Below are 13,758 nucleotides of genomic sequence, written 5' to 3'. Positions count from 1 at the left end.
TTAACATACTAAATGCTTAGGCACCTTCTTATAATAAATTGTTCAAGCCGCATTTTATATAGTTAGTTATTATAACTGAGAAATCTCTTTTGTTACTTTCAGGAATTCATCAATATCATTACATCGTGGCAGTGAATAAAATACCGGTTTAACATTTAAATTTTAAATTTGCTGCAATGGCGCATCAATAAGTTACACTCTTCTTTTATAACAATTCCTAAATACTTGGGAATTCGTCAATTTAATTTGCACTAACTTTAATTATATTATATAATGGCTACAGTTTTGAATCATAAACTACATGGATATATAAACATATGAAAGGTTAACAAATGAATTCAAGAACAAAAGGGATTTTTCACATTTTACTGGCGGGGTTGGCTTTCGCCTTTATGGGTCTATTTATACGTCTGTCCGGAGATTTGCCGGCAATACAAAAAAGCTTTTTCAGAAATCTTATTGCTTTTGCTGTAACTTTTAGTATATTTATCAAAAACGGAGAAAAAATACAGATCAAAAAAGAGAATTACAAGTTTCTTATTTTGAGATCTACATTCGGCACCATAGGAATTATATGCAATTTTTATGCTCTTGATCACATGGTTTTATCAGATGCTTCCATGCTGAATAAGCTGTCACCGTTTTTTGTTATCATATTTTCTTATTTTATTTTAAAAGAAAGGATTACTATATTCCAAGGATTAATGGTTTTAACCGCCTTTTTAGGAGCAGTTTTTATAGTAAAACCTACGGGAAACATAAGCAGCTTTCCGGCAATAATAGCAGCACTTGGCGGAATGGGTGCCGGAGCAGCTTATACAATGGTGCGATTATTGGGAAAAAGAGGCGTTGAAAAGAAAATCATCATTATGTTTTTTTCCGGCTTTTCATGCATTGCAAGCATTCCCTTCATGCTGGGAAGATTTGCACCAATGTCCTTAAACCAGCTATTACTTCTTATTTGCGCTGGAATAATGGCAACTGTCGGACAATTTGCGATAACCAAGGCATATTTTTATGCTCCTGCCAAGGAAATATCCATATATGATTACTCTCAAATTATATTCTCAGCATTAATAGGCTTTGCTTTTTTGCAACAGATTCCGGATCTTCACAGCGTATTAGGCTATGTTATTATATGCTTTTCCGCAGTCAGCATGTATTTATATAATAGCAGGCATGTTGAAGCTTAGTGAGTGCAACAAGGACCTTCCCTATAAAGAGTCGGTCCTTATTTTATTTTTATCAGAGGGCATAAAAACTTATATTAATAAAGGAATATTCCCATGAAAATTTGTAAAATTACTTATATTACAATAATATTAAAACAGTTTATTTTTTGATTAATTTCATCTCCTATGCAAATAATAACAGCATAAAATGAAAGGAGAAAATATATGAATAATCCAAAAAATTCAATATCTGCTGAAGCGAAACAAGCATTACAGCAATTTAAAATGGAAGTTTCAAGAGAACTAAGCATAGCAAACCCTCAGGAAAAAAATCGCGCAAACATGACATCCAGGCAAAACGGTTATGTTGGAGGATATGCCGAAAAAGGGCAGTCAATTAAATAGACGGTAAGCAAGATCACTCATAAAAGGCATGGACTCTATCTATGATAGTAATAAAATACTATCATAGTTTTTTTATATGACATCCGGCTCGTATTTCTATTGTAATAAACTACTCAGCTTACAATCCAAGACTACTCATCTATTAAACTTTTATGCAAATTACACATTTGTATAATTTTACTATTCAATTTCCTATTGACAAATAAAACAATCAGATTATAATAGTTCATAAATAAACTGTTTATTATTAAACTATTATTTGAGGTGAAACTTATGATTAACGGTGCAGAATTACTTTTGAGTCTTCAAACCATTACGAGATTATTTGAAAAATACGGAAAGCAGGCTTGTGATCTACTTGAGTTGAATATGACGGAAATGAGAGTGTTGATGTTTCTTATTAACAATCCTGATAAGGATACAGCAAGTGACATAGTCAATTTATTTTTTTTCCCAAAAGCAAGCGTATCAATTACCATTGATACACTAATAAAAAAAGGTTACTTGGAAAGATTACCCGACAAGAATGATCGCAGACGCATTCATCTAAATGTGATTAAAGATATAGACATGCTTAAAGAAATTTTTGTTTCATTAAAAAACAACTTCTTTTCACAGTTATATACAGGTTTTACTGAAGAAGAAATAAATCAGCACCAAAAATTTTATGAAAGAATAGTTAATAATGCTATAAACGGACTTAATGAGGAGTAAACATAATGCAACTTGAGAGCAGCAATGAATTTTTAGGCAAAGAACCAATAGGAAAACTTCTACGAAAGCTGGCAATACCAACTATAACTGCACAGCTTATAAATATGATGTATAACATAATTGACCGTATGTACATTGGGCATATGCCAAATAACGGCGCTCTTGCCCTAACAGGTGTAGGTGTATGTATGCCAATAATTATGATAATAACTGCATTTGCCATGCTTATTTCCTCCGGCGGTGCTCCCCGTGCTTCAATTATGATGGGGGAAGGAGATGTTGATGAAGCAGAGAAGGTTCTCGGCAACAGTTTTACATTTCAAATTATTATATCTATAATTTTAACAATTGTACTGTTGATTTGGAATCGTGATATTTTAATGGTGTTCGGTGCAAGTGAAAACACTATTCAATACGCCACGGCATATATGAGCGTTTATGCCATCGGTACATTTTTTGTTCAAACCACATTAGGTATGAATGCATTTTTAACTGCACAGGGCTTTGCAAAAACAGCAATGATTTCTGTGTTGATTGGTGCAATTACAAATATAGTATTAGATCCTATTTTTATATATGCTCTGAATATGGGTGTCAGCGGTGCGGCACTTGCAACAATAATTTCGCAATTTTTATCTTCTGTTTGGATAATACTTTTTTTGACCGGAAATAATACCATACTAAAAATACGACTGTCAAACATGCGCTTAAAAGCAATTTATATTTTGCCAAGTCTTGCCTTAGGTCTTGGATCATTTATTATGTCCGCAAGCGAAAGCCTTCTTGCCGTTTGCTTCAACTCTTCACTGCTGAAGCATGGAGGAGATGTAGCTGTGGGAGCCATGACAATTATTGTCAGCGTTCTACAATTTGCAATGCTTCCCCTACAAGGCCTCGCTCAGGGAGCTCAGCCTATTTCAAGCTACAATTTCGGTGCAAAGAATTCCCAAAGAGTAAAGGACACATTTAAACTTTTATTAAAAATAAGCCTTGGTTTTTCTACAATCATATGGCTGATGATTATGCTGTTCCCTCAGCTTTTTATCCGTATTTTTACTGACAACTCAGGGCTTATGAGTTTTTCAATCAGCGCAATAAGAACATATTTTACTGTTATGTTTATATTTGGAGTACAGATTGCTTGTCAAATGACATTTATATCAATAGGAAACGCTAAGTCTTCAATAATTGTTGCCGTAGTTAGAAAATTCGTTCTTCTCATACCGCTAATATATATAATGCCGCAGATTTTCAAGAACAATCAGGTGTTGGCAGTTTATGCGGCAGAGCCTGTTGCCGATATAATCGCTGTAATATTTACAGCAATTTTATTTACAGTACAGTTTAAAAAGAGTTTAAATTCATTAGTGAGTTTCTATTAAAATAAATTTACCTCAGTTATAAAAAGGGCATACACAGTCAAGCGATATCTAACCCTCTGTGGTATTCTACTCTCAAAGGAGGTGCATATCATGCACGCATGGGAACAAATACAGCAAACCATAGAATTTATTGAGGACCATTTAGGCGAGGAAATTAATATTGAAAGCCTTGCAAAGACAGCAGCACTTTCCCCATTTTATTATCAAAGACTTTTCAGTCGATTAGTGAAAAAACCCGTGGCAGAATATGTGAAACTGCGACGTATGGCAAAAGCAACAGAAATACTGTGCCAAAAAGACATGCGTATCTTAGATATTGCTTTGGAGCTTGGCTTTTCATCGCACAAACTTTTCTCCAGAACGTTTAAAGATACCTTTGGAATGACTCCGGACGAATATCGTAAAAATCCGCAAACACTCAACAGAATGACCAAACCAGAGTTATTGCTACGATATACTCTCATTGACGAGGGGGTTCCGCTTATCACTGATGGCATTGTTCTTGAAATTAACAGGCGTCAACTTACAGAACCAATCCAATTTATCGGCCTTAAAAAGAAGATGCCTGCTCAGTTTGTAGAAGGATTGGGAATCGAATCCGGTGTGAACGCATTGGATACACTTTGGCGAAAATTTCATAATCAAAAGACAGCTGAGCTTGGACTTGCTGCAGATGCAGAGGAAATAGGTGTATCCTATCCCTGCACTGACACAAAATTTTTTAATTATTTTGCAGGAGCAAAAGCAGAAACAACGGCAATCACAAACAGCTGTGCTAACTGGGAGCTGCCGAAGGGAGACTATATTGTATGTTCATTTGAAGCTGAAAACTTTGAATTGCTGGTAATGGATGCGCTTCACAAATCAAATCAATATCTCTTTTCCACATGGTTACCAAAGCACAATCTACAAATAGAACCTTTTGGTGCAGAGCGCTACAAAAGCCACACTCCGGAAACTACAAGCATGGAAATATGGCTAAAAATAGCTAAATAAGCAGCCAGACAGTCAAGATTATAAATCAAGCCACCAGCATATGTAGTAAAGCTGATGGCTTAATTAATTGTTAGCTTTACTTTCTCCATATTTATTTACCTCTAACTTTTTTATGAAGCTTCTGACCATATCAAAGCTTTATGCGAGAAGCTGTCTTGTTAATCTCTGGTAGTAAAAATTATACCCTATATTTTATAAATTATTTTTTGTTATTACTAAAAAATTTTTTGGAGAATATCCTGTTTCTTTTTTAAAGTTCGAGTAAAAGGCAGACATACTTCCAAAACCACATTCAAAAACACTATCAACAATAGCTGCTCCTTCAAGCAGCATTTCTTTAGCTTTCTTTATCCGCACAAAACGCAGATATTCCGTCATTGTTTTACCATAGGATTGTAGAAATAATTTATTCAGGTAGCTTTTGTTCACACCCAGATTTTTAATATGTTTTGTAAGCTTTTCATTATCGTCAAAATGCGTATCTATCACATCTTTAGCTTTCTGAGTCAATTCCTCTGTCGGGAAGAACTCCAGAAGATCAGGCCGGCATCTTTTACAGGGGCGATATCCGGCGTCCATTGCCTGCAGTTTATTATCAAAGAAAACTACATTAGTTTTAAGAGGAGATTTTGATTTGCAAGATGGTCTGCAAAAAATCCTTGTAGTTTTAACTGCATAAAAAAATTTACCATCACTGTCAGCATTATTTTTAATTACCGCTTTCCATTTTTCTTCATTTGTCATAGAAACTACCCCTTAGTGTTTATCAATATAATCTTGCAATTGTTCGTGCCATTTTACAGTATCATATATCTGTGGTTCAGTTATTTCCATCATTAGAAGGTCAATTAAATGTCTAGGTTTTTTCCCTCCAATATGCATTGACTTCACACATGAAACGCAGTATACACAAACTTCGTCGCAAGGCATTGAGTCTGCTCGTTTTTTCATTTTTTCGCGAACCTTTTTAACAGGCATTTTAGGGTAAAAGTCATCTCCGCAGCATATCGATCTTGTGCCTGAAAATTCTGCTTCTATAATATTAATGTTCATTTTCTTAAGAAGGTTACGCACTGCCTCATGTACTTGAGGCTTTTCACGAATTGGACAAGGGTCATGCACCGATAGCTCTAAACCTTTGTAGTCAGGATATTGAAATGTATCCAATTTATCAAGCACTTCCCATAAAGAAATGGTTGATATACCCTCATATAAGCTTCTAAAGCGCCTGTCGCATCCAGCACATACATTGATAATCAGCGAACCTGATTTAAGCTGCGGGTTATGACGACAGCACACTTTATGCAATTCAACTTCCCCATAGTTTTTATTCAAGAATTCTATAATTTTATTTTCAACTTCAGGCTTATATATGCTCAAAGCACAGCCCGGATTAAAATACGTTTTCATCATTATATTTCCTCCTGTCTAAATTTGCGCTTAGCTAAGGTACCTTCATTTACTACTTAATTTTAACAGGTGATAAATTAAAAATCTTCTTGATTTTAGATTTCTAATTTTTATTTTTCGCAGTTTCCACTGCTCTTCTAAGACCTATCCACCAATCTTGTCTTATACTTTATTCTCCTGAAAATTTATCAATGCTATTAGTTATTGGTACTTCCGAAAATACTATCGCAATTATTCGTAATTCTCCCATAAGCAATTAATTCATCATTAAGATATTCCCTACAATTTCCTTATTTTATAACGTCTTCACCGCTTATATCAAATTGTGGTAAGGTTATTAGCTTATCATTTGCTTCCTTGATAAAGGTAATATTAGCTAGGTACCTTCCTTTTTTCTTTTTATGGAATATCTCCGCTTGAAATAAAAGTTCACCAGTTGGTATATCTATTATAACCAACTCGTTGATACGTTTTCCGTCAACCCCAAATGTCCCATAAAGCTTATCTCCATATTGCTTAAAGCTTCTGCCTTCGTAATAGGATACATAATTATATTCACTGCTTGCTGTAATCCTCTTTATATCCCTAACATTAAAATCAGTGTCAAAATACAAAAGAATAGGCTTATAAGTCTCGTCCTCCGTACAAAGTGCTACAATTGTGTCACCTAGCTTAGCTAGCTTTTCCAACCTAACAATATTATCTACTTGGATTGATAATGCTTTTGACTCATCTGTATTTGCATTATATTGATTTATATTCATTATATTATCCTTGATATAAGCTCCATAAAACATATTATTATCAATTAGATTAGGTGACATAGATGGCAATTTAATAGTCCTATATGCCATTGATTCAATATCAATATTATATATAATTTCACCACCACATACTAAGGTGCTATCAGTAGCATCCAGTATGTGAAAACTTTCTTTAGTATCCAGTTCTAAATAAAGAGATTTTAGTTCACCATCAATAAGGAAATATAATTCGCTACGTTCATTATCAGTACCTACAAAGACCTCATAGCGCTCATTGCAATAGTATTCATCAAGCTCCATAGGCTGCAGATTATCAAAAAGTCCTTGTTTTTTACCAAGCTCAACAAGTTTTTTAAAGGAATCCTCCGGATAAGTTAATCCACCAAAGCCTCCGACAGTAGGGCTTTGGTTATATACAACCTTGTCCTTCCAATAAAAATTCTCCTTTTTTGAAGACTTCGCAATACCTATTTGATAATACAATATTGCATTTAACTCTGTATTATCTAAATTATCCACCTTAATTTCATATGAAATATCATCTGCTATTGTTAATTTACTGCTACTATCTTTACTGCATCCACTTAGTACCAATATTAATAGTACAGTTAATATTAATTTTTTCATATATTCTTTCTCCCTAGATAGTGTAATAAATATAAGTTAGCATATACATGTTGTTGGTTAGTTCTCTTGTTCATCTTACTCTGCTTCCTTGAACCCACACTTCTTTTATATTAGATGACTCTGACAGTAGCAGTATTTTATGAAGCAAATCTTCAGGATTTTTTTCTTTGTAGAATCTTGGTATATTATTTTCTATGTTTATTATTTGTACATCAAATGAATAGCCTTTATCAAGTTTTCCTATTGGTAAATTCAGCGCTGTGCCACCTGCTGCGGTAGCAGAGTAAAAAGCATTATTAATAGTTATAGAAGAGCATGATCGCCCTCTCTCGTCACGACACAGCGAAGGATTAACACCTTCTTGCAGCATTCTTGAAGATATTACAGCTTGCCTTATAGATTGATACATGCTTGGACTGTAGCCCCCTGATATATCTGTTGCCATCCCTATGTTAACACCCCTGCTGCTAAAATCCTTAAAAGGTAGTACAGCATTTGCAAAGTAAGCATTTGACAATGGACTATGTGCTATACTTGTTTTTTTATTAGTTATAATCTTTAAATCATCAGGTTCTAAAAATGGCGCATGTGCAATAACTGTTTTCTCAGTTATTAAGCCAAAATTATCTAATGCTTGTGTATCACTTACACCATACTTATCTTTGGCAAATTGATGTGCCCAGTCACTTTCACTGCAGTGGGTCTGTATATGAACATCATACTTCTTTGCTAACCTCCCTAACTCCGTTAAAGCTTCGGAAGTACAGCTTGGAATAAATCTTGGTGTTACAACAGGATAAACCTTCTGCTTGTATAAATTTTGTATTTCTAATACTTCATTTATAAACTTTTCAGTTTCATAAACAGCTTCCTCCGGAGAAGCATCCCTATAGAACTCTAAATTACTATTTGGATCATCCATTACAACTTTTCCAACCAAACCGCGCTGCCCCAATTCTCCACATAAGCTTGCTAATAATGTGGACGATTCTCTATCTGCAGTAGCAAAATACATTGCTGAAGTTGTGCCATGCCTTAGTGTAGTATTAACCACATCTCGATATACTTCGTTTGCAAATTCTAAATCCTTAAACTTTGATTCCAAAGGAAAGGTATATTCACCAAGCCATGTCTCAAGGGGCCTGTCTAAAGCGGTACCTGCCTGTGGCCATTGAGAAGCGTGAATATGTAAATCCACAAATCCCGGAAGCATAACTTCCGAATCGGAAAGTATTCTTAATTTTCCACTCTTTAAATACTTAGATCTAATTAAATCGTAATCTTTATGCCCTTCTTCGTAAACTTCCTCTATATAACCTTCATTGTTTACACAAAATATACCATTGTTAACATATTTGATTTTGTTGAAATCTATACAATAAAAAGCATTGCCTTGAATAGCTGTGTTATTAAGCATAATTTATCCTCCCACGCATCCTAGCGTCTTAAAAACATATTTAAATGTAACAAATCTATTGTGTCTTACAAATTTATTGCTTAAATAACTATATTACAGCTATAAATATATGTCAACAGAACTTGAAACGCAAAATAGTATAAAATGTTTCCTCATAAAAATACCGCCTGCAATTTCAGCAGACGGCATCTTCATAATCATGTTATTTCTTTTTAACGGGATAGCAAACCTCAGTGACGTATTCATTCGGGTTTTGTGTTTCATGTGGGCTGACATGATAGATATTGAAGGATAGTCCATCAAAATCATATCCATTATCTCTTACCCAAGTAGCTACAGTTTCATTTACTTCATCTACTTTTTCATAGCTTCCCTTGTAGATTGCAGAAGCAATCTCTATCGGAGGTTCAGTTTTAAAAATCACATTTTCTGTATTAGAATATTTGCCTTTAACAGATTTCTGAACCTCTACATCCACATCAGACTCCTTGTACTCTCCATCATGGAAGATAGCCATGGTGTAGCAAGGATCGCCATCCTGCATTTTAAGCATTGCAGTTTCCTGCATTAAGATTCCCCATAACATTCCCTCATGCTCATAAGAAGGAATTGTTTTTCTTACGCTTGCAACATATCGCTCAGGTAAAGTTTTTAAAGACACATTGTAATTCATAGCAGTTTCATCCTTTCTCATTCTTTGAATGGCTGTATCAAGAAGCAGTAAACGACGGTTTGTTTCTTTAGTCTCTTCTAGGACTTCTGCATATTTTATTGTCAAGAATTCAGCCAGTGCCTGTGGATTATCATAGCTTTTGAGAATTTCTCCAATGGCAGAAAGACTAAAACCCATATCCTTTAAAGATGTAATCCTACCCGCTGTTGGCAGTTGATCTTCACCATAATGTCGGTATCCAGTGAAGCTATCAGTCGTCTTTGGTATAAGCAAACCGATTTCATCGTAATGCCGTAGCATTCGTATACTAATCCTTGATAATTTCGAAAAATCACCTATTCTTAACATTTTTTATTTCCTCACATATATGTGTATTTTTGAGCTTATCTATATTGTAGAGTATATCATAATGTGAGAGTCAATAGTTATTTTAAAATTTATCTTTCACTTTCCTTTCCATACGATTTTTCCTTGTATCATTGCTCTTTGCCGCATTTATACAAACAACACACTTCTCAATTTAGGATATAAAAAACAACCTCTCAAATTGAAAGATTGCTCGTTGTAATTGGACTATATTTAAGGTTAAGAGACATGTGTTGCTTATTTTATGCACATCAATTCCGAAATAGCAATGCAAATTAAGGGCATATACATAAATAATAATGTTAGCCTTTGCCACATGCCCTCTCTTGCAATTATAGTATTCTTAAATTTTGGTTTTTCTGCTGCAATAAATAATATAAAAAAAATAAAAGCTAAAATAAAACATACAAGAAATATTATTCCGTCACATATAATTTTACCTTTGAAGGAAAGTATCGATAGCATTAAAGGTACAAATAACAAAAATATAAAACCAATTGATGCACCAACTCCATGAACCTTTGATGCTGTTGTGACAACCTCTTTACTTTCATTGACACTGAATAACCCTGAAATTATTCCTGCTCCTATTGCAAAAGTGCTCAACAACATAATAACAGAAATTGTTAGCCCTGTAGAAATAAACTGATATTTAATATATATTAATTTACTGGATAACAATAATAATACCCCTAGAAGAATTAACCAAAAATTATATATTTTATGTACTGGACTATTAGGATTTCCTAAAGAGCTCATAACAAAAGTTGAATGTGAATAACCTTTATAAAATGGAGCAAGAGTATATGGAACTATAAAGTCTCCTAAAACAGCTATTAATAATATGGCACTTAACACTTTGTTATTATCAAAAATCATTTCAAACACAGAAAAAACTTCCTTCACAAATAGTATAAATTAACTTTTTATCATATTGCTTAAATTCCATTTATTTCATTATACCATATTTAAATTTCAGCTACAATCTGTGTTTGAGAAAGAAATTCAAACACAAGAGTAATGACCAAAGCAAAAATAGCCATTCTGTTGCCTTTATCTTAATACTCTCAATACAAAATTACTTTAAGAACTCAATTACCTTATCTAGAAAAATCTCACCATCTAAATGTTCGATTTCATGACAAAAGCATTTTGCCATTTCTCCCTCTTCGGTCAAAATTATTTTCTCTCCGTTCTCATCAAGTGCTTGAATCGTAACCGACTGTGGACGAATTGTTTTTCCAAAACGTCCCGGATAGCTCAGGCAACCTTCAATACATTCCTGAGAGCCGCTGCTGCCAATAATTTTAGGGTTAACTAATTTTAAACACTTACCATCAAAATCAATTACTACAAGGCGACGCAAAATACCCACTTGATTAGCTGCTAATGCAGCTCCATTAGGAGTTGTATGAAGTGTTTCCATCATATCCTCTAAAAGAGTGCGTACATGATCATCTACTATAATAACCTCCTTGCATCTTTTTTCTAATATTTCATCACCATCAAAACGAATCTCACGAATTGCCATTATAATCCCCCCCTGCTTCTTTCGGCACGTGATTTTTTAGTGCTTTCCTCAAACAAAAAAACTTCCTCAATTGTACACCCAAACGCCTTTGCAATGTCATATGCAATCCATATAGATGGTTCAAACTTCTCTGTTTCAATGGCATTAACAGCTTGTCTAGATGTGCCTATTAAATTGCCCAATTGTTCCTGTGTCAGCCCTTTTTTCTCTCGTAATTCTTTAATACGATTTTTCATAAGCCAATTTTTCTCCTTTTGCCGTTTGCAAAGTAATGTTAACCTTACTTTAATTTTATCAACAGTTACAGTATATGTCAAGTTAACATTACAAAAATCAAACCTCATGCAAAAACGCTTTTTGTCTGCTGCCTTGAACAACTATTGTAATATTTGTAAAAATATATTAAAATTACATCAATGTTAAATGAACTAATTTACTATAAAGAGAAAGGATACGAAGTATGGATAATTACTATGCCGGAAAATTAAATTCTCAAATGTTGTATCAAGTATATGAAACACAAATTCCTCGTGTCAAGCAGTACTTACAAGCGGAGATAGATTTTGTCAAGGAAAATCTATCAAAAACACAAAGCGTTTTGGAGCTTGGAGCCGGATATGGTCGAATTATTAAGGAATTGGCTCCCTTCTGCGGATCTATTGTCGGAATAGATATCTCGGTGGAAAGCGTTGAGTTAGGCAGAGAGTATCTCAAAGACTGCCCAAACGCGAGCATAGTTGCGATGAATGTCCACAAAATGAACTTCCATAGGCCATTTGATGTCATTTTATGCCTGCAAAACGGGTTGTCTGCCATGCGTGCTGATTCCACCGTAATTAATAAAATTCTTGAAACGTTGGCACCGGGCGGGACGGCTTATTTCAGCAGTTATAGTGCTAAATTTTGGGATTTTCGCCTGAAATGGTTTGAAGAGCAATCCTCCAAAGGGCTTTTGGGTGAAATTGACTATGCAAAAACCCAAAACGGTGTGATTGTCTGCAAAGGAGGCTTTGAGGCAACAACCTATTCACCTGAGGACTTACAGAAAATTGGCGAGGAGTCAGGATGTCCCTACTGGGTGCAAGAGGTGGATGAATCTAGCCTATTTCTAATTATCCATAAGAACTGACTAAAAAAACTCCCTCTAGTACTCAATGTGTTGAGTAAAAGGGAGTTCTAACTTTACATTTCTTGGTTTATTTAATTATAGCCGATCCAAAATTCTGCTTGCCCAAATACAAGTTTCTATTGATTTTTCATAGTTGCCTACTGCGTATATTACCAATAATAATGCAACAAAATGCTAATGCTGAAAAAAAGTAGGGTATATCTGTAAGGACGTTTAACCACAAAAATGCTACAGCCCAACTGTACCAGATTGTCCTTATCCCTTTATTTTCCATAGAAAACTTACCTCCATTATCATTTTAGTTCGCCTAATTCCACAAATATGTAATCGTTTGTATTAATTTATACCATACTTTTTCTTCTAAAATTCATTAATTCTTCAATATAAATCAGTTCCGAATATACAAGTCTCTTTTAATAATTCTCACTTTCCCATCGTCTTAATACCATAAGCTGCTCTGGTGTATGGAACCAATGCTCACCATCCTCCATCACCGTCAGTTCATTTTTAAAACAGCTAACAAAATTATCCACAATATATCGACTGGTAAGATTATCTTTACTTGCATAAAGAATTGCTGTTGGTGCCTTCCAATCTGCTATCGGATGCATCTTAGCATACTGATAATACTCCCAATCCAAAGTTTCTCCAAAACTGGTTGGTATCACTTTTTGTTCTTCTAAATCTTTTTCAGTTATTGATGCCCATTGCATCATATCCTTTATTAATTGTTCCATATCTAGAACAGGGGAAACAAACAGGTTCTTCACCAAGGTTTCATTATAAAACGCTTGCATTCCAAACCATGCTCCTATGCTATTAGCTCTCAAGGAAATCTGATTCCAACTCTCTTTTGCAAATTCCATAACAAATCTCAGTTCCGGCACTATTTTCCACGGCACAAACAAATCCATCTCATCTTTCCGCTCTCCGTGTCCAGGCAAATCAATGCTAAGAACTTGATACCCCTTGGGACAGACAATCTCTGCAAAAGCCTCTGCCTCTTCCTTATAGCCACATTTACCGTGAATATAAAGATATAAATTTATTGATGTATCTCCATATAAGACTGCCGGAATATTTTCTATTTTTATGTTTTGTTTTTTCATATTATAACCTACCATTTCCTTATAGACTTATTCATAATTTTCGTAATCATACTACACCTTTAA

15 protein-coding genes are annotated in these 13,758 nt (G+C 34.4%); 6 read left to right on the top strand and 9 right to left on the bottom strand.

Annotated elements, in window-relative coordinates:
• The first annotated feature begins 332 nt into the window (after nt 1–332).
• The 5 genes from ACS3UD_RS16245 (at nt 333) to ACS3UD_RS16225 (ending at nt 4,669) form a co-directional block, all read left to right on the top strand.
• Nucleotides 333–1,193 (top strand): DMT family transporter, encoded by an 861-nt coding sequence (locus ACS3UD_RS16245; protein WP_308138612.1) that lies wholly within the window; start codon nt 333–335, stop codon nt 1,191–1,193.
• A 204-nt stretch (nt 1,194–1,397) separates the two neighbouring features.
• The gene (locus ACS3UD_RS16240) at nt 1,398–1,577 is read left to right on the top strand and encodes an alpha/beta-type small acid-soluble spore protein (protein ID WP_308138613.1); all 180 of its coding nucleotides are present in this window, start codon (nt 1,398–1,400) and stop codon (nt 1,575–1,577) included.
• 273 nt (nt 1,578–1,850) lie between these two features.
• Nucleotides 1,851–2,291 carry a MarR family winged helix-turn-helix transcriptional regulator gene (locus tag ACS3UD_RS16235; protein ID WP_308138614.1) on the top strand — a complete coding sequence of 147 codons (441 nt, stop codon included), beginning with the start codon at nt 1,851–1,853 and terminating at the stop codon, nt 2,289–2,291.
• Between the two features lie 5 nt (nt 2,292–2,296).
• Nucleotides 2,297–3,673, top strand: coding sequence for an MATE family efflux transporter (locus ACS3UD_RS16230; protein ID WP_308138615.1), 1,377 nt, complete (start codon nt 2,297–2,299; stop codon nt 3,671–3,673).
• Nucleotides 3,674–3,763: 90 nt separating this feature from the next.
• Nucleotides 3,764–4,669 (top strand): AraC family transcriptional regulator, encoded by a 906-nt coding sequence (locus ACS3UD_RS16225; RefSeq protein WP_308138616.1) that lies wholly within the window; start codon nt 3,764–3,766, stop codon nt 4,667–4,669.
• A gap of 192 nt (nt 4,670–4,861) precedes the next feature.
• On the opposite strand, the gene ACS3UD_RS16220 is transcribed toward ACS3UD_RS16225, so the two are convergent.
• The 8 genes from ACS3UD_RS16220 to ACS3UD_RS16185 form a co-directional block, all read right to left on the bottom strand.
• On the bottom strand, nt 4,862–5,413 hold the full coding sequence (locus ACS3UD_RS16220) for a bifunctional transcriptional activator/DNA repair enzyme AdaA (protein WP_308138617.1): 552 nt from the start codon (nt 5,411–5,413) through the stop codon (nt 4,862–4,864).
• 12 nt (nt 5,414–5,425) lie between these two features.
• On the bottom strand, nt 5,426–6,082 hold the full coding sequence (locus ACS3UD_RS16215; protein WP_308138618.1) for a (Fe-S)-binding protein: 657 nt from the start codon (nt 6,080–6,082) through the stop codon (nt 5,426–5,428).
• A 287-nt stretch (nt 6,083–6,369) separates the two neighbouring features.
• A complete protein-coding gene (locus ACS3UD_RS16210; protein ID WP_308138619.1) occupies nt 6,370–7,470 on the bottom strand; it encodes a hypothetical protein in 1,101 nt (366 codons plus the stop codon).
• Nucleotides 7,471–7,540: 70 nt separating this feature from the next.
• On the bottom strand, nt 7,541–8,887 hold the full coding sequence (locus ACS3UD_RS16205; protein WP_308138620.1) for an amidohydrolase family protein: 1,347 nt from the start codon (nt 8,885–8,887) through the stop codon (nt 7,541–7,543).
• Between the two features lie 202 nt (nt 8,888–9,089).
• The gene (locus tag ACS3UD_RS16200; RefSeq protein WP_308138621.1) at nt 9,090–9,908 is read right to left on the bottom strand and encodes a MerR family transcriptional regulator; all 819 of its coding nucleotides are present in this window, start codon (nt 9,906–9,908) and stop codon (nt 9,090–9,092) included.
• A 255-nt stretch (nt 9,909–10,163) separates the two neighbouring features.
• A complete protein-coding gene (locus tag ACS3UD_RS16195) occupies nt 10,164–10,805 on the bottom strand; it encodes a DUF998 domain-containing protein (protein ID WP_308140077.1) in 642 nt (213 codons plus the stop codon).
• Nucleotides 10,806–11,004: 199 nt separating this feature from the next.
• The gene (gene def, locus ACS3UD_RS16190; RefSeq protein WP_440977698.1) at nt 11,005–11,457 is read right to left on the bottom strand and encodes a peptide deformylase; all 453 of its coding nucleotides are present in this window, start codon (nt 11,455–11,457) and stop codon (nt 11,005–11,007) included.
• On the bottom strand, nt 11,457–11,693 hold the full coding sequence (locus ACS3UD_RS16185) for a helix-turn-helix transcriptional regulator (RefSeq protein ID WP_308138622.1): 237 nt from the start codon (nt 11,691–11,693) through the stop codon (nt 11,457–11,459). The genes def and ACS3UD_RS16185 overlap by 1 nt, the downstream gene beginning before the upstream one ends.
• Nucleotides 11,694–11,917: 224 nt before the next feature.
• On the opposite strand from ACS3UD_RS16185, the gene ACS3UD_RS16180 reads away from it, so the two are divergent.
• Nucleotides 11,918–12,586, top strand: coding sequence for a class I SAM-dependent methyltransferase (locus ACS3UD_RS16180; RefSeq protein WP_308138623.1), 669 nt, complete (start codon nt 11,918–11,920; stop codon nt 12,584–12,586).
• A 413-nt stretch (nt 12,587–12,999) separates the two neighbouring features.
• Here ACS3UD_RS16180 and ACS3UD_RS16175 read toward each other — a convergent pair whose 3' ends face one another.
• Nucleotides 13,000–13,695 carry an alpha/beta hydrolase gene (locus tag ACS3UD_RS16175; protein WP_308138624.1) on the bottom strand — a complete coding sequence of 232 codons (696 nt, stop codon included), beginning with the start codon at nt 13,693–13,695 and terminating at the stop codon, nt 13,000–13,002.
• Nucleotides 13,696–13,758 lie beyond the last annotated feature (63 nt).

This window comes from Sedimentibacter sp. LTW-03 (genome assembly GCF_052059825.1).
GTDB lineage: Bacteria > Bacillota > Clostridia > Tissierellales > Sedimentibacteraceae > Sedimentibacter.
This window is presented reverse-complemented; position numbering and strand designations above follow the sequence as displayed.